This is a genomic window from Streptomyces sp. GL_140 (assembly GCF_057834465.1).
Window position 1 is genome coordinate 5,841,607 of sequence record NZ_CM174404.1, and the last position, 22,815, is coordinate 5,864,421.

Below are 22,815 nucleotides of genomic sequence, written 5' to 3' on the forward strand. Positions count from 1 at the left end.
GCGGGATTGGCCGCCGTGGCGATGTGGGCGGGCCTCCTCGGAGGCCTGACCGGATGCACGGAGAACGGCGGCTCCCCGATCGAGATCCAGCTGCCCGGCAAACCCCGGTCACCGCAGGAGGCGATCCGGATCACCCCGGACGACAACGCCAAGGGCGTCCCGGCCGAGGGCCCGCTGACGGTGACCGTGCCCGAGGGCCGGCTGGAACGCGTCGTGGTCACCAAGGTGGAGGACGCCCAGGAGGACAAGGTGCCCGGCGCCATCGCGGACGACGGGCTCAGCTGGAGCCCTGCCCCGGGGGCCGGACGGCTCGCGCTCGCGGCCAAGTACACGGTGGACGCGGTCGCCCTCGACGGGCACAACCGCCGCCAGGCCCGGCACACCACCTTCACCACCTACGTTCCCGAGGAGCGGTTCATCGGCTACTTCAAGCCAGAGAACCGCTCGACCGTCGGCACCGGCATGATCATCTCCTTCGGCTTCAACCGTTCCATCGAGCGACGCGCCGACGTGGAGCGCGCCATCACCATCACCTCGGACCCGGCCGTGGAGGTGGCGGGCCACTGGTTCGGCGACGAGCGGCTCGACTTCCGGCCCAAGCAGTACTGGAAGCCCGGCACCGAGGTCACGGTGCGGATGAAGCTGCGCGACGTGGAGGGCGCGTCCGGCTCGTACGGAATCCAGGACAAGACCATCCGCTTCACCGTCGGCCGTTCCCAGATCTCCACCGTGGACGCGGCAGCCCACACCATGGAGGTCCGGCGCGACGGCGAGCTGCTGTCCACCCTGCCGATCACCGCCGGAGCGCCCAAGAACACCACCTACAACGGCAAGATGGTGGTGATGGAGCTCTTCGACGTCACCCGGATGAACGGGCAGACGGTCGGCTTCGGCGGGGAGTACGACATCCCCGACGTCCCGCACGCCATGCGCCTCACCCGCTCCGGGACCTTCCTGCACGGCAACTACTGGGCCAGCCCGGACACCTTCGGCTCCACCAACGCCAGCCACGGCTGCATCGGACTGCGCGACAACAAGGGCGGCGGCTCGGACACCCCGGCGGGCTGGTTCTTCGACCGCAGCATGGTCGGCGACGTGGTGGAGGTCGTGAACTCGCAGGACAAGACGGTGGCCGCGGACAACGGGCTGGGCGGCTGGAACATGTCCTGGACGGCCTGGGTCGCCGGCTCCGCCACCGGCTGACGCCCCGTCGGTCGCCGCCGACCCCGGCATTCGACCCAGTCGGGTGATTGTCGTACCGGAATGCCGTAGCGCAGGGGTGTCGGTCCGCCCGGCTCGCCGGAGCCCGCCGCCAGCCTGTACGGGCCCACCCGCACGCGGCGGCAGGCAACGGACGGAGCGTCATGTCAGCAAGGAAATGGACCCTGGGCCCCCTGGGGCTCGCCCTCACGGCCGTGCTGGCCGCGGGGGCCCCGGTGGCCCTGGCGGCGTCGGCCGCGCAGGCCGCGCCGGGCCCCGGCGGGCAGCCGCCGGCGCCGGCCCGGGAGGCCGCGGCCCGCAGGGCCCCGCTGCCGGGCGGGCTCGGCCCCTGCCTCGGGCCCCGGTGCCCCGATCCGTTCCCGCCGATCGAGGTCGGCAACGACCCCAACGGCTACGACGAGGGCATCAACATCTTCGTCGGCGCCGACTTCCTGGTCCGCGAGCGCGCCGCCGAGGCCGAGGGCAAGGTCGTGGTCCTCGGCAGCTTCGACCAGAACAAGAACCTGGGGACCGGGGTCGGCGGCGGCTACAACATCGGCATCGTCGGCGCGGGCTCGCTGGTGCGGCCCCCGGCCGGATCGGACTTCCTCACCACCGGCCGCAACGTCAACATCGCCGCGAACCAGCGGCTCATCTCCGACGGCGGAGTGGTCCGCCACGCGGGCACCGCCCCGGGTCCGGGCACCGTCACCGGCCCCCTCACGGCCGACCCCAACGCGGCCGCCCCGTACGCGGGCCTGCGCGACGAGCTCACCTCCGCGAGCCACTGCTACGCCCGGGTCGACGGACGGACGCGCCCGGCGACGGGCACCGCCGTCAACCAGAACGGCTTCACCGTCTTCACCGGGGACAACAGCTCCAGGCTCCAGGTCTTCAACGTGGACTTCGACATGGTGGGCGCGACCGGCGGGGCCATCGGCATCCGCTTCGAGCGGATCCCGGCCGGCGCCACCGTCCTCGTCAACGTGCTGGGCACCCGCCGCACGGTGAGCACCTTCAGCGGCAGCATCGTCGACACCGGGCCGGGCGCCGACGCGTGGAACGGCCTGCGCACCCGGCTGCTGTGGAACTTCCCGGACGCCACCGCGGTCGAGCTGACCGGCAGCGGGCAGTTCCAGGGCAGCGTGCTCGTCGGCGAGCAGACCTCGCGCACCGTCCTGAGCCTGCCCGGCACCAACGGCCGTTTCTTCACCACCGGAGAGCTCGTCCACACCAGCCTCCGGGGCGGTGGCCAGGAGCTGCACGCCTACCCCTTCAACGGCGACCTGCCGAACTGCGGGGCCGCGCCCCCGGTCGTGGGTCAGGTCTCCGTCCTCAAACAGGACGGCGAGGACAGGCCGCTGGCCGGAGCCACGTACGAGCTGTGGCAGGAGTCCAACGGCATCCGCGGAGCCCAGTTCGGGCAACCGGGCGGGGACACCAAGGTCGGAGAGGACTGCGTCACCCCGGCGAGCGGCATCTGCTCCCGCACGGTCCCGATCGGCACGTACTACTGGCGCGAGACCAAGGCGCCGACCGGCTACGAGCTCGCGGACAACCCGGTCGCCGAGCTGACGCTGACCGCGGACAACGCCTCCGCCGGTGCGCGTGCCCGCATGGCCAACACGAGGATCCCGGCCGCCGCCGAGGTGGTGCTGCGGAAGTCCGACAAGGACACCGGGGCCTTCCTGCCCGGCGCCCGCTTCGAGCTGTGGCGCGAGACCAACGACCTCCCGGGCCTGCAGACCGTGCGACCCGACCCGGACGAGAAGCTCCCCGGCTCGTGCACGACCGACGCGCAGGGCAGCTGCACGGTCCAGCTGCCGGTCGGCGAGAGGTACTACTGGCGTGAGACGCAGGCACCGGCCGGCTACGAGCTGCTGAAGGACCCGGTCGTCGCGTTCGACCTCGACGAGGGCGACGTGCAGTCCGGCATCGTCCTCAACGTCCCGAACGAGAAGCCGAAGAAGCCCGACCCCGAGGGGACGATCAAGGTCCTGAAGAAGGACGCGAAGACGAAGAAGCCGCTGCGCGGCGCGGTGTTCGAGGTCTGGAAGGAGTCCAACAACACCAAGGGCCTCCAGACCCGCGGGATCAACGCGGACCGCAAGGTCTCCTCGGGCTGCGCCACCGACCGGGCGGGCGTGTGCGAGTTCCACGGCCTGGAGGACGGCTGGTACTACGTGGTCGAGACGGACGTCCCCGAGGGCTACGTCCTGCCGCCCAACCGCGTCACCGGCCCCCTGCACCTGGACGGGCAGACCCCCGGCAGGCGTCTGGTGATCACCCTCCACAACAAGCGCGACGAACACGGCAAGGGCAACGGAGAGGGCCCCAGGCCGCGGCCGAGCGCCTGATGAGCCGCTGCGGCTGATCCTTCCGGGTGGGCCGGTGACCCTACCGGCGCACCCGGCGGGCCGGGTCCGCCCCGGTCCGGTTGGCTCGGGTCCAGCGGCCCGGCCGGCGGGCGCGAGGAGGCCCGTATGAGCACAGACGACGCGCCGCGCGCGGCAGGCGCGATAGGCAGGGCGGCCGCGACGGCCGCGGTCCTCGCGGCGGTCCTCGGCCCGCCGCCCCCGGCCGCGGCAGCCGGCCCCGGTACCGGACCTGTCGCCCCGGTGGACGCCGCGACGGCCTGCACCGCCGGGACCGGGCCCTACCAGCGGGAGATGGAGGGGTACCTGCGGCGGAAGGCCGACGGGGTCCAGGACGAGGGGGACTGCGCGGCGATCCGGCGGTTCCAGGAGGGGAACGGGATCCGGCCCGCGGACGGCTACGCCGGACTGGTCACCTACCGGACGATGGTCGCCGTCGCGGCCCGCTCCGACCCCAACGCGGCCCGCGCCTGCCCCGTCCGCCCGCACCGGGTGACCTGCGTGGACCTGGAGCGGCAGCTGCTCTGGGTGCAGCGCGACAGCAGGATCGTCTTCCCGCCCGTGCCCGTGCGCACCGGCCGTGACGACCAGGAGACCCGCACCGGCTGGCACGAGGTCTACTGGCGCAGCAAGGACCACAGGTCCACGCTCTACAACGACGCCCCCATGCCCTACGCGCAGTTCTTCGACGAGGGCCAGGCGCTCCACGGACGCCCCGGAAACCTCTACGCCCACGGCGGCTCCGCCGGCTGCGTCAACCTCTCCGTCCCCGACGCCGCGCGGCTGTGGGACCTGCTCACCGAGGGCGATGCCGTCTACGTATGGGGGGCCAAGCCCGGCACGGAGGGCTGACACGCCGTCGACCCCGACTCTTGGGACGGAACGGTGACACGTTCGTACCATCCCGTGATCCCCGCCTGTGATTTCCTGGAAATAAGCGCGCGACTGCCCGCGCGCGGGGGACATGGGGAGAACAAGAGTGAACCTGCAGCCGATTCGCGGCCGCGCCCGCACCGGCCTGCCGGCCCTCCTGCTGGGCGCGGCCCTGCTGTTCACCACCGCCTGCAGTGGCGGTGGCGGCAACGGTGGCGGCACCGGCGGGAGCGGTGGCGGCACCGGGGGTACTGGTACGACCGGCACCGAGGCGTCGAAGGCCGTCGTGAGCATCAAGCCGGACGACGGGGCCAAGGAGGTCGCCACCAGCGGCGTCCTGAAGATATCCAGCACCGGCGGCAAGCTCAGTACGGTGACGGTCGCCGACACCAAGGGCAACGCGGTCGAGGGCAAGCTCGCCGAGGACGGCGCGAGCTGGGAGCCCTCCCGCAACCTCGCCTCCGCCACCGAGTACAAGGTCCACGCGGTGGCCAAGGACGAGGCGGGCCGGGAGTCCGCGAAGGACACCACGTTCACGACCCTCACCCCGGCCAACACCTTCATAGGCCAGTACACGCCCGAGGACGGCGCGACCGTCGGCGTGGGCATGCCGGTCTCGATCAGCTTCTCCCGCGGCATCACCAACCCCGAAGCCGTCGAGAAGGCCATCACGGTGACGGCCGAGCCCTCCGTACCGGTCGAGGGCCACTGGTTCGGCAACGACCGCCTCGACTTCCGCCCCGAGAAGTACTGGGCGGCAGGCACCAAGGTCACCCTGAAGCTCGCACTCGACGGGGTCGAAGGCCGCCCGGGCGTCTACGGCAAGCAGACTCGTACGGTCACCTTCACCATCGGCCGCTCCCAGGTCACCACGGTCGACGCGGCGGAGCACACGATGCAGGTCGTCCGCGACGGCCAGGTCGTCAAGAACGTCCCGATCACCGCCGGCGCCCCCGCGAACACCACGTACAACGGGCAGATGGTCATCAGCGAGAAGTACAAGGTGACCCGGATGAACGGCGCGACGGTCGGCTTCGGCGGCGAGTACGACATCTCCGACGTCCCGCACGCGATGCGCCTGACCAACTCGGGCACCTTCGTCCACGGCAACTACTGGGCCTCGTCCAGCACGTTCGGCAGCGAGAACGTCAGCCACGGCTGCGTGGGCCTCAAGGACGTGCGCGGCGCGGGCGACGACGACCAGCCGGCCGCGTGGTTCTACAACACCTCGCTGATCGGTGACGTGGTCGTCGTGAAGAACTCCAAGGACAAGACGGTGGCCCCCGACAACGGCCTCAACGGCTGGAACATGGACTGGGCGGAGTGGATCAAGTAGTCCCTCCCGCCGGGTAGTCCCGCGTAGTGCGGAGTCCGGGTGCGCCCGGTGCTGTGACCCACAGCACCGGGCGCACCCGCGTTAACCGACGCTAACCTTCCCGTATGACCATCTCTCTCGAAGTCTCCGAAGGCGTCGGCACGATCCGCCTGGACCGGCCGCCCATGAACGCCCTGGACATCGCCACCCAGGACCGGCTGCGCGAGCTCGCGGTGGAGGCCACCGACCGGACCGACGTCCGTACGGTCGTCCTCTACGGCGGCGAGAAGGTGTTCGCGGCCGGCGCGGACATCAAGGAGATGCAGACGATGGATCACGCGGCCATGGTCGCGCGGTCCCGCGGGCTGCAGGACGCCTTCACCGCCGTGGCCCGCATTCCCAAGCCCGTGGTCGCGGCCGTCACCGGCTACGCCCTGGGCGGCGGCTGCGAGCTGGCGCTGTGCGCCGACTACCGGATCGCGGGCGACAACGCGAAGCTCGGCCAGCCCGAGATCCTGCTCGGCCTGATCCCGGGGGCCGGCGGCACCCAGCGGCTGTCCCGGCTGATCGGCCCGTCCAAGGCCAAGGACCTCATCTTCACCGGCCGCATGGTCAAGGCCGAAGAGGCGCTTGCGCTGGGCCTGGTGGACCGGGTCGTGCCGGCCGCCGAGGTGTACGAGCAGGCGCACGCCTGGGCCGCGAAGCTGGCGCAGGGTCCGGCCCTTGCGCTGCGCGCGGCGAAGGAGTGCGTGGACGCGGGCCTGGAGGTCGACATCGACAGCGGGCTGACCATCGAACGGGGCTGGTTCGCGGGCCTGTTCGCCACCGAGGACCGCGAGCGCGGGATGCGCAGCTTCGTCGAAGAGGGCCCGGGCAAGGCCAAGTTCGCGTAGCCGCGGACGCCGGTCCTCCCTGTGGGTGGATTAGCCAGGCCTTAAGGGAACCTTAAGGAGAAAAGCTGATCCACTCTGCGTGATCACTGTTGAGCGATGCGTTACAGCAGGTCGGGGTGGGTGCGATGGCACTCCGGTTGCCGAACGCATATGCCGGAACACCCCTTCGGAATCCATGATTCCGGGGGGTGTTTTCCTGCGGAACGGCCCGAACGGCCGTATCGGCCGTCCATGATGGGTGCATGGCGGGTCTGGAGGGTGTGGAACAGCCGCGGCAGCGCAGTAGCGCTTCCGCCGTGCGGCTCACGGCGGCCCTGGAGGACGAACAGGGCCTCAAGTTGCTGGAGTTGTACGGGAACCCGGCCGAGACTCAAGTGACACTGCCGTCCAGGCCCGAGTCGGCGAGTACGGCCCGCCGGCTCACCCAGTGCGTGGTGGTGCGGCTGTGGGGCCTCTCGCCGCAGATCGCCGAGCACACCGTCCTGTTGGTCTCGGAGCTCGTCGGCAACGCCGTCCGGCACACCGGGGCCCGGTCCTTCGGTTTACGGATGCTCCGGCGCCGCGGCTGGATCCGCGTGGAGGTGGGTGATCCCTCGCGCGGGCTGCCCTGCTTGATGCCGGTCGACGAGATGGACACCACCGGCCGGGGGCTCTTCCTCGTCGACAAGCTCTCGGACCGCTGGGGCGCGGACCTGCTGCCGCGCGGCAAGATCACCTGGTTCGAGATGCGGGTGGCCGACCGCTGACCGGCTCCCCCGGACCGCATGTCACCTGGAACGCCAGAAACCCCCTGTCGCCGGTGGTGGGGCGCTGCGGGGGTTTCATGGGTGTGCCGAGGATCGAAGGGGGTGTGATCCTCGGCGGGGGGCTTCGCTCGGGTCAATGGGAAGCCGTGATTCCGACTATGGCAGACGAGGGACCAAATGCCAAAAGTCCCAAGTCGGGCATAAGTGTGCAAATAGTAAGAGTTTCTACCTAAATCTTAGGTGAGGTGGGCCACTCACCTCGTAATCAATGAATAAGTATCGATCGCTATGAGTAAATCGTTGATCACATAGCGGACGGATCCCCAGGTCAGCCGGATTGGCCCAAGGTCCTGAATTGGGTCAATCATTACTTACGGGGGCATCCGCCCCTTAAATAGGCAGGTGCTCTGCTACCCGGACCGCCGATCCGCTCTCCTCGCCGGCGCGGCGGTCGCCGCCGGTGCCCTCGCCGCCGCCTGTGGCACGGGCAGCCGCCCGGTGACAACGCCGTCCGCCGCGAAGGCGGCCCCGGACAAACCCGTCCCGGCCAAGGCGGCGCCCGCGAAGGCGGCCCCCGCACCCCGCCGGTTCGCCGGGCAGCCCGTGGAGATCGGCAACGGTCCGCGCGGCCGCCCCGCCGTCGCGCTGACCTTCCACGGCAACGGCGACCCCGCCATCGCCAAGGCGGTGCTCGCCGAAGCGGAGCGCGCGGGTGCGCGCGTCACCGTACTGGCCATCGGCGCCTGGCTCGACAGCCATCCGGAGATGGCCCGCCGGGTCCTCGACGGCGGCCACGAGCTCGGCAACCACACCCAGCGCCACCTCGCGATCAACACCATGCCCGAGGCGGAGGCGTACGCCGAGATCACCGGCTGCGCCGACCGGCTCAAGCGGCTGACCGGGTCCATCGGCACCTGGTTCCGGCCGTCGCAGACCCAGTACGCCAGCCCGCTGGTGCGAAAACTGGCCCAGCGGGCGGGCTACCCGCACGTCCTCTCGTACGACGTCGACTCCCTCGACTTCACCTCGCCCGGTGCCGCGGCCGTCATCCGCAACGTCATCGGCACGATCCAAGGCGGATCGGTGGTGAGCCTGCACTTCGGCTACGCGGACACGGTCGACGCGATGCCACCCCTCCTCGAAGAACTCGCGCGCCGCAAACTGCGCGCGGTGACCACCACGGAGCTGCTGACCCCATGACGACCACCTGCCTTCCCCGCAAGGCCACCGCGCTGCTGGCCGGTCTGGTCCTCGCCGCCCTGGCCGGCTGCGGATCAGCCGACAAGGGACCCGCCGAGGCGCTCGGCTCGAAGGGACCGGCCGTACCGGCCAAGGCCGTACCGGCCGTGCCGCCGGGCCTGACCGGGATGCCGCCGCTCCTCGATCCCCAGGACGTGTACGCCGCCGACCGGCCCAACAAGCTCTCCCCGGTGGTCAAGAACTTCCCGTCCCGCGTGTACGTCCCGAACACCAGCTCCAACACGGTGTCGGTCATCGACCCGGCGACGTACAAGGTCATCGACACCATCCCGGTCGGCGTCCAACCCCAGCACGTGGTCCCCTCCTGGGACATGAAGACCCTCTGGGTCAACAACAACCGCGGCCACACGCTCACCCCGATCAACCCGGCCACCGGCGAGGCCGGCAAGCCCGTAGAGGTGCACGACCCGTACAACCTGTACTTCACGCCCAACGGCAAGTACGCGATCGTCATGGCCTCGATGGACAAGGAACTGGTCTTCCGCGACCCGCACACGATGGACCGGGTGAAGACCGTCCCGGTGAGCTGCTTCGGCGTCAACCACGCCGACTTCTCCGCCGACGGCCGCTACTTCATCGTGAGCTGCGAGTTCTCCGGCGAGCTGCTCAAGGTCGACACCGAGAAGATGGAGGTCATCGGCCAGCAGAAGCTGCCCTTCGAAGGCGCGATGCCGCAGGACGTCAAGGTCTCCCCGGACGGGAAGACCTTCTACGTCGCGGACATGATGGCGCACGGCATGTGGGTGCTCAGCGGCGACAAGTTCGACGAGCCCAAGCTGCTGCCCACCGGCAAGGGCTGCCACGGGCTGTACGTCAGCCGCGACTCCAAGGAGATGTACATCTCCAACCGCGGCGAAGGCTCCATCTCCGTCTTCGACTTCACCCAGAACAAGCTGACGAAGAAGTGGGAACTGCCGGACGGGGGCAGCCCCGACATGGGCGGCGTCTCCGCCGACGGCAAGGTGCTGTGGCTGTCGGGCCGCTACAACTCCGAGGTCTACGCGATCGACACCGTCACCGGCAAGGAGCTCGCCAGGATCCCGGTGGGCAGCGGCCCCCACGGCCTCGCCGTGTACCCGCAGCCCGGCCGCTACTCGCTCGGCCACACCGGCATCTTCCGGTAGGAAGCCCGTACGCGGCGAGCACAGGTGCCCCGGGAGCCCGTACGCACGGCTCCCGGGGCACCCTCATGGGCGCGGTGCGCCCCCGGGCATCCGGCTTCCCGTCACCAGGCGACGGGAAGCCGCTCCGGGAGGCGTTTGATGAAGCCGGTGCGCCACACCAGGTTCTCCGCCGGCACCGCGAGCCGCAGTCCGGGCAACCGTTCCACCAGCACCTCCAGCGCGATCTCGGCGTGCGTCCGGGCGAGGGCGGTCGCCGGGCAGAAGTGCCGGCCGGCGCCGAAGGCCAGGTGGGGGCCGGGGCTTTCGCGCTCCAGGTCCAGTTCGTCCGGGTGCTCGAAGGCCGCCGGGTCGAAGTTGGCCCCCTCCAGCAGGACGAGTACGAGCTCACCCTCCTTGATCAGTACGTCGCCGACCCGGACGTCCGCCATGGCGATGCGCGGCAGGCCGTCACCGACGGACAGGTTCCACCGCAGCAGCTCCTCCACGGCACCGCCCATGCGCTCCGGATGCTCGCGCAGGTACCCGATGAGCTCGGGCCTCTGCAGCAGCGCGAGGACCGCCAGGTTCAGGAACGCGGAGGTGGAGACCGCGCCGGCGCCGAAGAGGGAGACGGCTACGGTGGCGAACATGTCGTCGGTCAGGTGCGCCGACTCCGGATCGGCCTCCTTGAGCCCGGCGAAGGTGCCCAGCAGCCCCGTACGCTCCCCGGCGGGCAGCGCGAGCTGGACCCGGAGCCGCTCGGCGAAGTAGCCGACGTCCTTGTACCAGTTGAGCGCCGAGTCGACGAACGGCTCGCGCGCGGTCATGAACGCCACGTCCAGCCCCGACATCAGCCGCCGCCAGTCCTCGAACGGCACCCCCAGCACCATGCAGTGCAGGGCCGCCGAGAACGGATCCGCGAACCCGGCCCGCAGGTCGGCGGGACCCCCCTCGGCCACGATCCCGTCGATGAGCTCCCCGGCCGTGGCGCGCAGCCGGTCCCGCAGGCCCTTCTGGCGCGGACTGAGCGCCTTCATGACCGCGTCGCGCAGTCCGGCGCTTTGGATGTTGCCCATGTTGTTGACGACCTCGGGCGGGATCGTCAGCGCGTACTGGCGCGGTACGCCGGCGTTCGCCGTGTCCCGGAGGCTGAAGCGCTCGTCCTCCAGCACCTGCCTGGCCAGCGCGTAGCTGCTCACCAGCCAGGCCGGATCCCCGGTGAGGGTACGGACCTTCGCGACCGGAGCCTTCTCGCGCAGCCAGGCGCACTCCTCGGGCAGCACGTCACCGCGCCGCGAGAGCGGGAAGTCGAGGAGGGGCTCGCTGGTCTGCCCGGCGCCCTCAAGCTGCTCGACGGTCATCGACGGTCCCTTCGGCTGGTGAGGTGTCCGGGGTCGTGCGGTTCGGGTCGGTCGGATCTGGTTCAGGTATTTCAGGTGTTTGAGTTGTTTGAGGTGTTTGGGAGGTTTCGAGGGTTTCAGGCCTTACGACGGCATAAGCCTGATTCCTGGTCGCGCGCAGTCCCCCGCCGCGCGCGAAGAGGACATCCGTCAGCGGCATCTTGACGTGGTAGGCCGCCACCGACGACGGCACGTCGAGAATGCTGGGGGTGTCGATGAAGAAGGGCAGTTCGGCCGCCATGTAATCGAAGCAGACCTGCAACTGCGAGTCCGTGATCGATTCACCCTCCGGCAACTTCGAACCGACAAAATGCAAGGCCATTTCCTCGCAGCTCTTGCGGAACTCGTCGTCGGTCTCCAGGAAATGCAGAACTCGCCGGTGGAGGAGCTGGTAGACGGGATTCGGCAGGAACTCGGAAAGCGCCCGGACCCGGATCTCGGTACGGGGGTTCCCCGATTCCTCGACGCCCCTGAGGATCCTGCGCCGGACCGCCTTGATTTCCTTCGCCGCCCGCTTCCCGGCGTGCTCCTCGGTGTACCCGAAGGCGGCGAACATGCGGTCCACGTGGAGGTCGGCGTAGACGAAGTCCACCTGGGCGAAGCGGGTCGTGGCCCATCGGGCAAGGCTGGTGATGCGCTCGGAACTGAAGTAGCTGTTTCCAGGACTCACTCCGATGAGCACATGGTCGCCGTCTTCCCAGATATGGCGGCAGGTGCGGGTGAAGGGCAGAACTTCGAATGATGCGTCGACATGGATCGTCATCTGTGTGATCGCCCTTGTTGCCACTAGTCCCTGGGAGCCCTGCGCTCCTGGTGTGGCGGCAATGTCGGTACGTTATGCCGTGGTCCCGGAGCGTGACAAGTGGAAGTGGGAATTGTTGACCGTAATGATAAACTTCCGCCTTACGGAAGGGTAATTGAATTCATATCTGCCGTCCGACCGGGACCCGGGGCCCGAGGGGTGTCCGGGTGCGGCTACCCTGAGCCGGTCAACAAGCACCAAGAAGGGGTGGACCCAGTGGCGGACATCGAGAGCGCACGGGCGACGTTCGGCAAGTTCGACGCGGACGGCGACGGCTTCGTCACGGCCGACGAGTACAGCGCTGCCATGAAGGCGATGGGTGACGCGTACGTCACCGGCGCGGTCGCGGACGCCGTGATCGCCGCCAAGGACACCAACGGCGACGGCCTGCTGAGCTTCGACGAGTTCTGGGCCTCCCTGAACAAGTAAGCCCCGCGGGCAGCCCCCGCGCCGCCCCCGCCCGCCCCCCTGCCGGGGCGGGGCGGGAGGCGGATCAGGCCGTGCCCTTTTCTGTTTCCTTTTCCTTTTCCTTTGCCCCTGCCGCCGGCCCCGCCTCTTCCATGTCCTGGACCTCGGCGAGCGCTTCCTCCAGCCAGGCCAGCCAGAAGCTCTCCAGGGCGATCCCGCCGTGCAGGACGAGCCGGCGCAGCCGGTCCTCGACGGCGTCCCGGCCCGCGGGGAAGTCCTTCGCCTCGATGGCCTCGTACTCCGCCAACTGGCCCCGGTGCAGCTCCAGATGCCGCCGCAGCTCGACCCCGAGCCTCTGCGGCCCGACCACACCCGCCGCGCGGATCCGCAGCAGCAGGGGGTCGCGCATCGGCTTCGGGTCCTGGCTGTCCCCGACCCACCGCGCCAGCTCCGCGCTTCCGGCGGGCAGCACTTCGTACTCCTTCTTCTGCCCCCGTACGGGCACCTCGCTGGGCAGCGCCCGGATCAGCCCGGCGTCCTCCAGCCGGCCGAGCTCCCGGTAGATCTGCTGGTGCGTCGCGGACCAGAAGTACCCGATCGACTTGTCGAACCGCCTCGTCAGCTCCAGCCCGGACGAGGGCTTCTCGAGCAGGGCGGTGAGGATGGCGTGCGGGAGCGACATGCGGCCATCCTAGGTTCGGGGCAGGCGGCCACTTCGCTCCCGAACCCGTCCGGGGTGGCCCTCAAGGTCTTCACGAACCGCGAACCTACCTACCGCCAGGCTGCCAGCGCCTCCGGATTACGGGGCCCGGGGGCGTCCGCCGCCAGCAGGCCGTGCGCGCGCAGGACGGCCGTCACCGCCGGGGACCAGGCCGTGCGCAGGCCCGCCGCGGCGAGGAGTTCCGGGTCCGACAGGAGGGTTCCCGCCGGGCCCACGCGGATGCCGGACGGGGTCAGGACCGCCGCGTCGTCGGCCCAGCGGACCGCCAGGTCCACGTCGTGGGTGGCCATCACCACCGTGGTGCCGGAGGTCTGGAGTCCCGACAGGACGGCCAGGAGCCGCTCCTGGCCGTCCGGGTCGAGCCCGGCCGTCGGCTCGTCCAGGATCAGCACGCGCGGAGCCATCGCCACCGCACCCGCGATCGCCGCGCGCTTGCGCTGGCCGTAGGACAGGAGGTGGGTGGGGCGGTCGCGCAGCGCGGTGATGTCCAGCGCGGTGAGCGCCGAGTCCACCCGGGCGCGGACCTCGGCGGCCGGCAGGCCCAGGTTCATCGGGCCGAAGGACACGTCCTGTTCGACGGAGGCCGCGAAGAGCTGGTCGTCGGGGTCCTGCACCACCAGCTGGACGGAGGTCCGCAGCCGGGTCAGGCCGGCGCGGTCGTACGCGACCTGCGTGCCGTCGAGCCACAGCGTGCCCGAACCGGGCCGCAGGCCGCCGCTCAGCAGCCGCATCAGCGTGGTCTTGCCGCTGCCGTTGCGGCCCAGCAGGGCCAGCGCCCGGCCCGCCGGGATGGAGAAGTCGACGCCGGTCAGCACGGCCGGGCCGTCCTCGTAGGCGTAGCCCGCTCCGGCCAGCTCGATCAGGGGGGTCGGGGTCTCCAACGGGTTCACGGGTACAGCCCCTTCAGTACGAGGGTCAGGGTGATCAGCGCCGCCAGCAGCGCGGTCGTGGCCGCCAGGAACCGCCACGACAGGGCCGCCTCCGGTACGAGGACCCGCAGCGAGCCGTCGTAGCCGCGTCCGGCCAGCCCCGCCTGGAGCTTGGCCGCGCGGTCGAAGGCCCGTACGAAGGAGGTCGCGGCGAGCCCGGCCAGGGAACGCCATGCCGCCGCCCGGCCGGTGTGCCCCAGGCGGGCCGCCTGGGCCCGGTGGACCTGGGCCACGGAGTCCAGGAGCAGGAACGTGATCCGGTACATGACCAGGGCCACGTCCACCACGGCCGCCGGCACCCCGGCCCGGACCAGCCGGGGGAGCACGTCGGAGACCGGGGTGGTGAAGGCGAACAGCAGCAGCCCGAGCGAGGCCGCCGAGGTGCGCAGGAGCAGCTCGGCGGCGTGCCGCGGGCCGTCCGGGGCCATGGCGACCAGGCCCTGGGGGCCGCCCACGGCGAAGAGCAGCGGCAGCGCTCCGGTGAAGCAGAAGCCGAGCGGGATCCGGAAGGCCCGCCACAGCTGCCGCCCGGTCACGCCCGCCGGGCCGAGCAGCACGGCGAGCGTGGCGGCGGCCACCAGCGGGCCGCCCGGCCAGGGCGGCAGGCAGACGGCGGTGACCGTCAGCCCGATCCCGAGCAGGGCCTTCTCCAGGGGGTGCCGGCCGCGCCAGCGACTGCCGTGCGCGGCCACGTCGATCGGCAGCACCGCCTACGACTCCCGGGCGGCGGCGGCCGTACCGGCTCCGGCGGCGGCCTGGGCGAGGCCCTGGCGGCGGCCCTTGCGGACGCCGAAGTAGTACGCGAGCACGCCCGCGCCCAGCGCCGCCTGCAAGGCGAACAGCGCCGACTCCACTTCCCCGGAGGGGGGCTCGTACAGCGGGGAGAACCACGGTTCGTAGTCCGGCTTGAGCTCGGTGATAGCCGCCTCCGCCTGCGCGTCGGCGCCCGCGAACGGCTCCTCCTTGCCCTCGCCGAGGCCGAGCGCGATCGGGAGGACGGCGAGTGCGGCCACCAGGAGCAGCAGCAGGGTGTTGATCTTCGCGTTCCTGCTCATCCGGCCGCCGCCTCCTGCTTCCCGGTACGGCCGGAGGTCAGCTGGGCGACACCCAGCCGGACCAGGTCCGACTTGCTCGACGCCATCAGAAGCCGCATCACGAGGACGGTCAGCAGCCCCTCGCTCACGGCCAGCGGCACCTGGGTGACCGCGAAGATCCCGCCGAACTTCACGAGCGCGCCGAGGAAACCGGAAGCCGGGTCCGGGAAGGCCAGGGCGAGCTGCACGCTGGTGACGCAGTAGGTGACCAGGTCCGCGAAGAAGGCGCCGAAGAAGACGGTCACCATCAGCGGGAGGCCCGCGCCGCGCAGCAGCCGGTAGACGGCGTAGCCCGCCCACGGGCCGGCGATGGCCATCGAGAAGACGTTGGCGCCGAGGGTGGTGAGGCCGCCGTGGGCCAGTAGCAGGGCCTGGAAGAGCAGGGTGATGGTCCCGAGCACCGCCATGATCGGCGGCCGGAACAGGATCGCCCCGAGCCCGGTCCCGGTGGGGTGCGAGCAACTGCCCGTGACCGAGGGGATCTTCAGGGCGGACAGGACGAAGGTGAACGCCCCGGCCGCGCCGAGCAGCAGGGTGCTTTCCGGGTTGGCCTTCACCTCGCGGGTCAGCGAGCGGACGCCGTGGACGACGAAGGGAGCGGACGCGGCGCCCCAGGCGGCCGCGTGCAAAGGGGGTAGAAACCCCTCGGCTATATGCATGAGTGGGGAGACCTCTCCAGCACCTCGTGGATGGACAACGCGCCCCGGCCGGTCTCCTGGCTCACGGGTTGACGTCCGCTCTCCGCCTTCCCGGGCAGCACGGAACCTCCCGCGCAGCCCAGTGGCTTTCCCGCAGGAGTGGAGCCGGACTTCCCGATCACAGTGGCGAGGGCCGCACCGGTTTCTCACCGGTTTCCCGAACACCAAGGCCCATTGACCCTAGTCGGCGGCACGGGCGGCAACAAACCGGAACCCGTACGGGCGCGGTCCGGTGGCGACCGTGCCCGGCGGCGCGGAGGGTGGGGGAGTGGACTACTCCGACCTCACCGCCGTGTACGTGAACTGCACGCTCAAGCGGTCACCCGAGCCCAGCAACACCGAGGGTCTGATCGCCAGGAGCCGCGCCGCGATGGAGGCGGCCGGAGCGCGGACCTCGCTCATCCGGGCCGTCGACCACGACATCGCCACGGGCGTCTGGCCGGACATGACGGAGCACGGCTGGGAGGAGGACCAGTGGCCGGTGCTCTACAGCCAGATCATGGACGCCGACATCCTCGTGCTGTGCGGCCCGATCTGGCTCGGCGACAACAGCTCGGTGATGAAGCAGGTCATCGAGCGGCTCTACGCCTGCTCCTCGATCCTGAACGAACAGGGCCAGTACGCGTACTACGGGCGCGTCGGCGGTGCTCTGATCACCGGCAACGAGGACGGCGTCAAGCACTGCGCCATGAACATCCTCTACAGCCTCCAGCACCTCGGCTACGCGATCCCGCCGCAGGCCGACGCCGGATGGATCGGGGAGGCCGGGCCCGGTCCCTCGTACCTGGACCCCGGCTCCGGCGGCCCCGAGAACGACTTCACCAACCGGAACACGGCCTTCATGAGCTGGAACCTCATGCACCTGGCGGCCCTGCTCAAGCGGAACGGCGGGATCCCCGCCCACGGCAACCAGCGCTCGCAGTGGGACGCCGGCTGCCGCTTCGACTTCCCCAACCCGGAGCACCGCTGACCCCGAGCCGCCGCGCGACGCCCAGGACCACGAGGGCCGCGAGGCGCCCCTTGGCGGCCCGCAGGGGGCACGGCACCGGCCGGCGCCGGACCAGGAGCAGCAGGGTCCCCCACCCCCGGTGCCTCACCTGGGCAGCAGGGCGTCCAGTTCGGCGTCGAGGTCGTAGTGGCGGTGCTCCTCGCCGCGCGGGACCATCGTGGTCATCCGCCGGCACAGCTCGCGCACGTCCTTCGAGCGGGCGGACACCACGCAGCCCTGGGCGCCGTTGCTGAAGGCGAGGTAGACCCGCGGTTCGGTGCCCCGCCAGCGCGGCCACACCTGGATGTCGCCCTCCCCGGTGGCGCAGATCTGACCGTCGAGGAGCAGCTCGCGCGAGAACACCCAGTGCGCGAGGTGCAGTCCGGCGCCCTCGAAGTCGAGGGAGATCTCGTAGGGCCGGTCGGTGCGGTACACGAAGACGCCCCGCATCGGAACGGGAGCGGAGGCGGCCTCCAGCTGGAGCGGGAGGACCCGGTGTTCTGTGCCGGTCATGGGGGGGCCGCCTCTCTCTCAGGGGTGGGGAAAACACACCCACTCGGGCAAGTTAGTCCACCCCAGGGCCCCCTCCGCGGGGCAAAGGTCCCATCCGAGAGGGTCCCTCGGCCTCTTTTCTCCCGAACGTGACAAGAACACGACGAGCCCGCCCCCGGGAAGGGGTCGGGCTCATCGTGTTCTCGTCACGTTCGGCAGTCGCTGGGTCCTACGGCAGGGGGTTGTAGATGAAGGACTCGTGCGAGTTGGACTGGCCGATCGCGGTGAAGCCCGAACCGTTGGACTGGGCACCGTTGTTCTGGTTGGACGCACCGAAGCCGGAGGCGACCTGCTGAGCGGTGGAGGAGTTGCCGAGGTTGCTGCCGCCTACGCCGCTGCCGAGGATGCCGGCGAGGGCCGCGTTCGACGCGGTCCCGGCCGCACCGGCCCCGTTGTCGGCCTGGGCGACGCCGGAGAGCAGCGCGAAGGCGAAGGGGAGCGATGCGACAGCCGCCATCACGCGGATGCTGCGGGTGGTTGCCATGATTGAAGTCCTCCAGTTAAGCAAAAAGGCTGTGGTCCAAGGCGGTTGGCCGACCGCCGGGGGTGTGGACGCGACGTCGTGCCCCCACCCTGGCGCAAGTGATCATCAAGAAACCAGCCCAGACCGCCTTGTTCCCCCGCAAGCGTGAGCAACTCACTCCCAAACCTCATATCCCACCCAATTTCGAACGCAGTTACATGCGTAACCCGCCCAATAGCCGTGAGGGGGACGGAAGTGCGGAACGAGAACGGCCCGGGGCCCCGATGCAGCGCATCGGGGCCCCGGGCCGTTCGGGTCGGACTGAGTGCGTCAGCACTCGATGACGTTGACCGCCAGGCCGCCTCGGGCGGTTTCCTTGTACTTGACCTTCATGTCGGCGCCCGTCTCCTTCATGGTCTTGATGACCTTGTCGAGGGAGACCTTGTGGGTGCCGTCGCCGCGCATGGCCATCTTGGCCGCCGTGACGGCCTTGACCGCCGCCATGCCGTTGCGTTCGATGCAGGGGATCTGGACGAGGCCGCCGACCGGGTCGCAGGTCAGGCCGAGGTTGTGCTCCATGCCGATCTCGGCCGCGTTCTCGACCTGCTCCGGGGTGCCGCCCAGGACCTCGGCGAGGGCTCCGGCCGCCATCGAGCAGGCCGAGCCGACCTCGCCCTGGCAGCCGACCTCGGCGCCGGAGATCGAGGCGTTCTCCTTGAAGAGCATGCCGATCGCGCCCGCGGCGAGGAGGAAGCGGACCACGCCGTCCTCGTCCGCGCCGGGCACGAAGTTCATGTAGTAGTGCAGGACCGCCGGGATGATGCCCGCGGCGCCGTTGGTGGGGGCGGTGACGACCCGGCCGCCCGCCGCGTTCTCCTCGTTGACGGCCATCGCGTACAGCGTCGCCCACTCCATGGCGTGCGCCTGCGGGTCGCCCTCGGCTCGCAGCTGGCGGGCGGTGCCCGCGGCGCGCCGCTTGACCCGCAGACCGCCCGGCAGGATGCCCTCACGGGACATGCCGCGCGAGACGCAGGACTGCATGACGCGCCAGATTTCGAGGAGACCCTCGCGGATCTCGTCCTCGGTGCGCCAGGCCTTCTCGTTCTCCAGCATCATCGAGGAGATCGACAGGCCGGTCTCGTTCGCGAGGCGGAGCATCTCGTCGCCGCTGCGGAAGGGGTACTTCAGCGGGGTGTCGTCGAGCTTGATCCGGTCCTCGCCGACCGCGTCCTCGTCCACGACGAAGCCGCCGCCCACCGAGTAGTACGTCTTCTCCAGGAGTGGCGTGCCCGCCGCGTCGTACGCGAAGAGGGTCATGCCGTTCGCGTGGTACGGCAGCGACCTGCGCCGGTGCAGGATCAGCTGGTTCGGCTCGTCGAAGGCGATCTCGTGGACATCGCCTATTTCGGTGCCCAGCAGCCGCAGGCGGCCCGTCTTGCGGATGCGCTCGACCTCGTCGTCGGCGGTCTCCACGTTCACGGTGCGGGGGGAGTGGCCTTCCAGGCCCAGCAGGACGGCCTTGGGGGTGCCGTGGCCGTGGCCGGTCGCTCCGAGGGAGCCGAAGAGCTCGGCGCGGACGGAGACGGTCTGGGCGAGGAAACCATCCTTCTTGAGCCGGGTCACGAACATGCGCGCGGCGCGCATCGGGCCGACGGTGTGGGAGGAGGAAGGACCGATGCCGATCGAGAAGAGATCGAAGACGGAGATGGCCACGGTTGCGGACTCCTATGTCTGCTCGTGGGTGGGAGCGGGGCAGGGAGGGGCGGGATGGGGCGGGATGGGGAGGCGGAGGCGGAGTGATCGGGGTGATCTGCGGATTTTGTCCGGCAGTCGAGCTTAACGCGGTGAGGTGAACAGCTCGGCCGCCGGACGGGTCGGGAGGGGGACGCTCAGGCGAGGGGGATCAGGCGTGGGTCAGTTCGCGCTCCGGTGCGTCGGCCCCCTCCGGGGAGGCGGGGGCGTCGGCGGCGTCCAGGACCGGGTCCGGGCCCGGCAGGCCCGCGTAGTGGGCCTTGACCCCGGACCGTACGGCCCAGAAGTAGAAGCCCAGGGCCGAGAGGCCCACGATGGCGATGTCCACGCCGCCCGGGATGACCCCGTGGCCGCCGAATTCCTCGCTGCCGAGCGCCGACAGCGTGCCCAGCCACAGCAGGAAGGCGATCATCCACCAGGCCGGGGCGAACTGCTTGGCCAGGTTCTTCTCGCCCTTGCGCTTGAGCACCACGGCCGCGATCGGGGCGGCCACCAGGGTGAGCAGCACCACCTTGCCGGTGTCCGGCCACTTGGACCAGTACAGGGCGCAGGCGGCGAAGGCGAAGGTGACCGGGCAGAGGATCTTGGCCGCCGGGAGGCGGAAGGGGCGCGGCAGCTCGGGCTTCGTCCGGCGGAAGACGCCGACGGCGATCGGGCCCATCAGGTACGAGACCACCATCGCGGCGGAGACGACGCTGGCCAGGGCTTCCCAGCTGTGACCGACGGTGACCAGGAGCAGGACCGAGAAGCCGAGGTTCAGCCACATGGCGGGGCGGGCGGTGCCGTACTTGGGGTGCACCTCGCGGATCTTCTTCGGGAAGAAGCCGGTGTCGGCGAGGTTCTGCGCCATGTACGAGGCCGAGGCGACGTTTCCGATGTTGGCACCGGAGGGCGAGATGAACGCACCGAACTGGAGCATCGTGACGACCCAGTGGAGCATCAGCATCTTGGCCAGGTCGGCGAAGGGCGAGGAGAAGTTGATGCCGCTCCAGCCGCCGGCCTCGGCCAGCTTCTCCGGCGGGACGCCGCCGATGAAGGCGATCTGCAGGGCCAGGTAGATGACCAGGCCGAGCGAGAGCGCGCCGACGAGGGCCAGCGGGATGGCGCGGCCGGGGTTCTTGGCGGCGCCGCCGAGGTTGACGACGGCCTGGAAGCCGTTGAAGGCGAAGACGACACCGGAGGTGGTGACGGCGGTCATGACCGCGGACCAGCCGTTGGGCGCGAAGCCGCCGTGGTCGGTGAAGTTGCCGGTGTGGAAGCCGGAGGCGATCAGGGCGATGACGGCGAGCACCGGGATGGCGAACTTGACCAGGGTGAGCAGGTTGTTCGCCTTGGCGAGCAGCGCCACCGACCAGTAGCAGACCAGCCACAGCGCCACGGTCAGGAAGAGGGCCATCGCCATGCCGGAGGTCGTCAGACCGCCGTTCTCCACGAGGCCCTTGGCCCAGCCGAAGTTCCAGGAGGACATGTACTGGGTGCCGGCGATCGACTCGATCGGGATCAGCGCGGCGATGGCGATCCAGACCGCCCAGCCGGTGATGAAGCCCAGCACCGGCCCGTGCGAGATGGTGCCGAAGCGGGCCATCGAGCCGGGCAGCGGGTAGGCCGCGCCCACCTCCGCGTACGACATGGCGATCATGCCGATGAAGACGGCACCGATGACCCAGGCGATGATGGCCGCCGGCCCCGCGACCGCGGCCGCCTGGCCCGCTCCGAAGAGCCACCCGGAGCCGAAGATCGAGCCGAGCCCGATCATGATCAGGGCGAAGAGGCTGAGCCCCTTCCTGTTGGCCGAGCTCATGTCCATGCGGTGTGGTGTCCGTCCTGCCAGGGGTGCGGGTGGTCCTTTTATCTGGAGCCTATTTGCCATCTTTTGGCTTATTCAGTGGCAATGGGCCGCATCCGCCTGGGGCTTTGGTCATGAGGAGGGCCCGGCCCTGTGCAAAACAAGACCGGGCCCTCCCAGGCCGGCGCCTAGAGCGTCGGGTACAGCGGGAACTTCGCCGCGAGCGCCGAGACGCGCGCCTTCAGGTCGTCCGCGTCGTAGGCGGGCTTCAGCGCCTGCGCGATGATCTCGGCGACCTCGGTGAAGGCCTCGGCGTCGAAACCGCGGGTGGCCAGCGCCGGCGTACCGATCCGCAGACCCGAGGTGACCATCGGCGGCCGCGGGTCGTTCGGGATGGCGTTGCGGTTGACCGTGATGCCGACCTCGTGGAGGCGGTCCTCGGCCTGCTGACCGTCCAGCTCGGAGTTGCGCAGGTCGACCAGGACCAGGTGCACGTCGGTGCCACCGGTGAGGACGTCCACGCCCACGGCCTTGACGTCGTCCTGGACCAGACGGGCGGCGAGGATCTTCGCGCCCTCCAGGGTGCGCTCCTGGCGCTCCTTGAACTCGGGCGAGGCCGCGACGAGGAAGGAGACCGCCTTGGCCGCGATCACGTGCTCCAGCGGGCCGCCCTGCTGACCCGGGAAGACCGCGGAGTTGATCTTCTTGGCCAGCTCCTGCGTCGACAGGATGACGCCGCCGCGCGGACCGCCGAGGGTCTTGTGCGTGGTGGTGGTGACCACGTGGGCGTGCGGCACCGGGTTCGGGTGCAGACCTGCCGCGACCAGACCGGCGAAGTGCGCCATGTCGACCATCAGGTACGCGCCGACCTCGTCCGCGATACGGCGGAAGGCGGCGAAGTCCAGCTGGCGCGGGTAGGCGGACCAGCCCGCGACGATCAGCTGCGGCTTGGACTCCTTGGCGAGGCGCTCGACCTCGGCCATGTCGACCTCGCCGGTCTCGTCGACGTGGTACGGGACCACGTTGTAGAGCTTGCCCGAGAAGTTGATCTTCATGCCGTGGGTCAAGTGACCGCCGTGGGCCAGGTTCAGGCCCATGATCGTGTCGCCCGGCTTGATCAGCGCGAACATCGCCGCCGCGTTGGCCTGCGCGCCCGAGTGGGGCTGCACGTTCGCGGCCTCGGCACCGAACAGCGCCTTGATGCGGTCGATCGCGATCTGCTCGACGACGTCCACGTGCTCGCAGCCGCCGTAGTAGCGGCGGCCCGGGTAGCCCTCGGCGTACTTGTTGGTCAGGACCGAGCCCTGGGCCTCCATGACGGCGACCGGAGCGAAGTTCTCCGACGCGATCATTTCCAGGGTCGACTGCTGGCGCACGAGCTCGGCGTCGACGGCGGCGGCGACGTCGGGGTCGAGCTCATGGAGGGGGGTGTTCAGTACGGACATCAAGATCCCCTG

The 22,815-nt window shown here is 70.3% G+C and carries 22 protein-coding genes and 1 riboswitch; of the genes, 10 read left to right on the forward strand and 12 right to left on the reverse strand.

The window, feature by feature from the left end; genetic code table 11:
• Positions 1–21: 21 nt before the first annotated feature.
• The 8 genes from AC3IYJ_RS27095 (at position 22) to AC3IYJ_RS27130 (ending at position 9,786) form a co-directional block, all read left to right on the forward strand.
• Positions 22–1,203 carry a L,D-transpeptidase gene (locus tag AC3IYJ_RS27095; RefSeq protein WP_489402946.1) on the forward strand — a complete coding sequence of 394 codons (1,182 nt, stop codon included), beginning with the start codon at positions 22–24 and terminating at the stop codon, positions 1,201–1,203.
• 161 nt (positions 1,204–1,364) lie between these two features.
• A complete protein-coding gene (locus AC3IYJ_RS27100) occupies positions 1,365–3,557 on the forward strand; it encodes a choice-of-anchor A family protein (protein ID WP_489397330.1) in 2,193 nt (730 codons plus the stop codon).
• 126 nt (positions 3,558–3,683) lie between these two features.
• The gene (locus AC3IYJ_RS27105) at positions 3,684–4,427 is read left to right on the forward strand and encodes a L,D-transpeptidase family protein (RefSeq protein WP_489397331.1); all 744 of its coding nucleotides are present in this window, start codon (positions 3,684–3,686) and stop codon (positions 4,425–4,427) included.
• A 112-nt stretch (positions 4,428–4,539) separates the two neighbouring features.
• The gene (locus tag AC3IYJ_RS27110; RefSeq protein WP_489397332.1) at positions 4,540–5,784 is read left to right on the forward strand and encodes a L,D-transpeptidase; all 1,245 of its coding nucleotides are present in this window, start codon (positions 4,540–4,542) and stop codon (positions 5,782–5,784) included.
• Between the two features lie 104 nt (positions 5,785–5,888).
• Positions 5,889–6,656: an enoyl-CoA hydratase/isomerase family protein gene (locus tag AC3IYJ_RS27115; protein WP_489397333.1), complete on the forward strand. Its 768-nt coding sequence runs from the start codon at positions 5,889–5,891 to the stop codon at positions 6,654–6,656.
• 242 nt (positions 6,657–6,898) lie between these two features.
• Entirely contained in the window at positions 6,899–7,402 is a 504-nt protein-coding gene (locus AC3IYJ_RS27120) for an ATP-binding protein (RefSeq protein WP_489397334.1), read from the forward strand.
• A gap of 402 nt (positions 7,403–7,804) precedes the next feature.
• Complete coding sequence (locus tag AC3IYJ_RS27125; RefSeq protein WP_489397335.1) at positions 7,805–8,602, forward strand: polysaccharide deacetylase family protein; 798 nt, start codon at positions 7,805–7,807, stop codon at positions 8,600–8,602.
• A complete protein-coding gene (locus tag AC3IYJ_RS27130) occupies positions 8,599–9,786 on the forward strand; it encodes a YncE family protein (RefSeq protein ID WP_489397336.1) in 1,188 nt (395 codons plus the stop codon). Before AC3IYJ_RS27125 ends, AC3IYJ_RS27130 begins: the two co-directional genes overlap by 4 nt.
• Before the next feature lie 101 nt (positions 9,787–9,887).
• On the opposite strand, the gene AC3IYJ_RS27135 is transcribed toward AC3IYJ_RS27130, so the two are convergent.
• Positions 9,888–11,126 carry a cytochrome P450 gene (locus AC3IYJ_RS27135; RefSeq protein WP_489397337.1) on the reverse strand — a complete coding sequence of 413 codons (1,239 nt, stop codon included), beginning with the start codon at positions 11,124–11,126 and terminating at the stop codon, positions 9,888–9,890.
• Positions 11,107–11,928, reverse strand: a complete 822-nt coding sequence (locus tag AC3IYJ_RS27140) for a tRNA-dependent cyclodipeptide synthase (protein WP_489397338.1) — start codon at positions 11,926–11,928, stop codon at positions 11,107–11,109. The genes AC3IYJ_RS27135 and AC3IYJ_RS27140 overlap by 20 nt, the downstream gene beginning before the upstream one ends.
• Positions 11,929–12,183: 255 nt before the next feature.
• Here AC3IYJ_RS27140 and AC3IYJ_RS27145 point away from each other — a divergent pair, with 255 nt between their 5' ends.
• Positions 12,184–12,396, forward strand: coding sequence for an EF-hand domain-containing protein (locus tag AC3IYJ_RS27145; protein WP_266625258.1), 213 nt, complete (start codon positions 12,184–12,186; stop codon positions 12,394–12,396).
• A gap of 64 nt (positions 12,397–12,460) precedes the next feature.
• Here AC3IYJ_RS27145 and AC3IYJ_RS27150 read toward each other — a convergent pair whose 3' ends face one another.
• The 5 genes from AC3IYJ_RS27150 to AC3IYJ_RS27170 form a co-directional block, all read right to left on the reverse strand.
• Positions 12,461–13,057, reverse strand: a complete 597-nt coding sequence (locus AC3IYJ_RS27150) for a PadR family transcriptional regulator (RefSeq protein WP_489397339.1) — start codon at positions 13,055–13,057, stop codon at positions 12,461–12,463.
• 89 nt (positions 13,058–13,146) lie between these two features.
• Entirely contained in the window at positions 13,147–13,977 is an 831-nt protein-coding gene (locus AC3IYJ_RS27155; RefSeq protein WP_489402947.1) for an energy-coupling factor ABC transporter ATP-binding protein, read from the reverse strand.
• Between the two features lie 5 nt (positions 13,978–13,982).
• Entirely contained in the window at positions 13,983–14,732 is a 750-nt protein-coding gene (gene cbiQ / locus AC3IYJ_RS27160; protein ID WP_489397340.1) for a cobalt ECF transporter T component CbiQ, read from the reverse strand.
• A 3-nt stretch (positions 14,733–14,735) separates the two neighbouring features.
• Positions 14,736–15,080: an energy-coupling factor ABC transporter substrate-binding protein gene (locus tag AC3IYJ_RS27165; RefSeq protein ID WP_489397341.1), complete on the reverse strand. Its 345-nt coding sequence runs from the start codon at positions 15,078–15,080 to the stop codon at positions 14,736–14,738.
• On the reverse strand, positions 15,077–15,778 hold the full coding sequence (locus AC3IYJ_RS27170; protein WP_489397342.1) for an energy-coupling factor ABC transporter permease: 702 nt from the start codon (positions 15,776–15,778) through the stop codon (positions 15,077–15,079). Before AC3IYJ_RS27170 ends, AC3IYJ_RS27165 begins: the two co-directional genes overlap by 4 nt.
• 29 nt (positions 15,779–15,807) lie before the next feature.
• Positions 15,808–16,001, reverse strand: a riboswitch (cobalamin riboswitch).
• A 48-nt stretch (positions 16,002–16,049) separates the two neighbouring features.
• Between AC3IYJ_RS27170 and AC3IYJ_RS27175 the strand changes: the two genes are divergently transcribed.
• Complete coding sequence (locus AC3IYJ_RS27175) at positions 16,050–16,787, forward strand: flavodoxin family protein (RefSeq protein ID WP_489397343.1); 738 nt, start codon at positions 16,050–16,052, stop codon at positions 16,785–16,787.
• A 123-nt stretch (positions 16,788–16,910) separates the two neighbouring features.
• On the opposite strand, the gene AC3IYJ_RS27180 is transcribed toward AC3IYJ_RS27175, so the two are convergent.
• The 5 genes from AC3IYJ_RS27180 to glyA all read right to left on the reverse strand — a co-directional run bounded on the left by AC3IYJ_RS27180 (position 16,911) and on the right by glyA (position 22,803).
• On the reverse strand, positions 16,911–17,318 hold the full coding sequence (locus tag AC3IYJ_RS27180; RefSeq protein ID WP_489397344.1) for an SsgA family sporulation/cell division regulator: 408 nt from the start codon (positions 17,316–17,318) through the stop codon (positions 16,911–16,913).
• A gap of 208 nt (positions 17,319–17,526) precedes the next feature.
• Entirely contained in the window at positions 17,527–17,841 is a 315-nt protein-coding gene (locus AC3IYJ_RS27185) for a hypothetical protein (RefSeq protein WP_371618006.1), read from the reverse strand.
• 309 nt (positions 17,842–18,150) lie between these two features.
• Positions 18,151–19,533, reverse strand: a complete 1,383-nt coding sequence (locus AC3IYJ_RS27190; protein WP_489397345.1) for an L-serine ammonia-lyase — start codon at positions 19,531–19,533, stop codon at positions 18,151–18,153.
• Positions 19,534–19,723: 190 nt separating this feature from the next.
• Complete coding sequence (locus AC3IYJ_RS27195; RefSeq protein WP_489397346.1) at positions 19,724–21,379, reverse strand: APC family permease; 1,656 nt, start codon at positions 21,377–21,379, stop codon at positions 19,724–19,726.
• 167 nt (positions 21,380–21,546) lie between these two features.
• Entirely contained in the window at positions 21,547–22,803 is a 1,257-nt protein-coding gene (glyA, locus tag AC3IYJ_RS27200; RefSeq protein WP_266881241.1) for a serine hydroxymethyltransferase, read from the reverse strand.
• Positions 22,804–22,815: the final 12 nt, after the last annotated feature.

Coding starts and splice junctions, on each gene's coding strand:
- AC3IYJ_RS27095 (WP_489402946.1), top strand. CDS start 22: ATGTGGGCGGGCCTCCTCGGAGGCCTGACCGGATGCACGGAGAACGGC.
- AC3IYJ_RS27100 (WP_489397330.1), top strand. CDS start 1,365: ATGTCAGCAAGGAAATGGACCCTGGGCCCCCTGGGGCTCGCCCTCACG.
- AC3IYJ_RS27105 (WP_489397331.1), top strand. CDS start 3,684: ATGAGCACAGACGACGCGCCGCGCGCGGCAGGCGCGATAGGCAGGGCG.
- AC3IYJ_RS27110 (WP_489397332.1), top strand. CDS start 4,540: ATGGGGAGAACAAGAGTGAACCTGCAGCCGATTCGCGGCCGCGCCCGC.
- AC3IYJ_RS27115 (WP_489397333.1), top strand. CDS start 5,889: ATGACCATCTCTCTCGAAGTCTCCGAAGGCGTCGGCACGATCCGCCTG.
- AC3IYJ_RS27120 (WP_489397334.1), top strand. CDS start 6,899: ATGGCGGGTCTGGAGGGTGTGGAACAGCCGCGGCAGCGCAGTAGCGCT.
- AC3IYJ_RS27130 (WP_489397336.1), top strand. CDS start 8,599: ATGACGACCACCTGCCTTCCCCGCAAGGCCACCGCGCTGCTGGCCGGT.
- AC3IYJ_RS27135 (WP_489397337.1), bottom strand. CDS start 11,126: ATGACCGTCGAGCAGCTTGAGGGCGCCGGGCAGACCAGCGAGCCCCTC.
- AC3IYJ_RS27140 (WP_489397338.1), bottom strand. CDS start 11,928: ATGACGATCCATGTCGACGCATCATTCGAAGTTCTGCCCTTCACCCGC.
- AC3IYJ_RS27150 (WP_489397339.1), bottom strand. CDS start 13,057: ATGTCGCTCCCGCACGCCATCCTCACCGCCCTGCTCGAGAAGCCCTCG.
- AC3IYJ_RS27165 (WP_489397341.1), bottom strand. CDS start 15,080: ATGAGCAGGAACGCGAAGATCAACACCCTGCTGCTGCTCCTGGTGGCC.
- AC3IYJ_RS27170 (WP_489397342.1), bottom strand. CDS start 15,778: ATGCATATAGCCGAGGGGTTTCTACCCCCTTTGCACGCGGCCGCCTGG.
- AC3IYJ_RS27180 (WP_489397344.1), bottom strand. CDS start 17,318: ATGACCGGCACAGAACACCGGGTCCTCCCGCTCCAGCTGGAGGCCGCC.
- AC3IYJ_RS27185 (WP_371618006.1), bottom strand. CDS start 17,841: ATGGCAACCACCCGCAGCATCCGCGTGATGGCGGCTGTCGCATCGCTC.
- AC3IYJ_RS27195 (WP_489397346.1), bottom strand. CDS start 21,379: ATGGACATGAGCTCGGCCAACAGGAAGGGGCTCAGCCTCTTCGCCCTG.
- glyA (WP_266881241.1), bottom strand. CDS start 22,803: ATGTCCGTACTGAACACCCCCCTCCATGAGCTCGACCCCGACGTCGCC.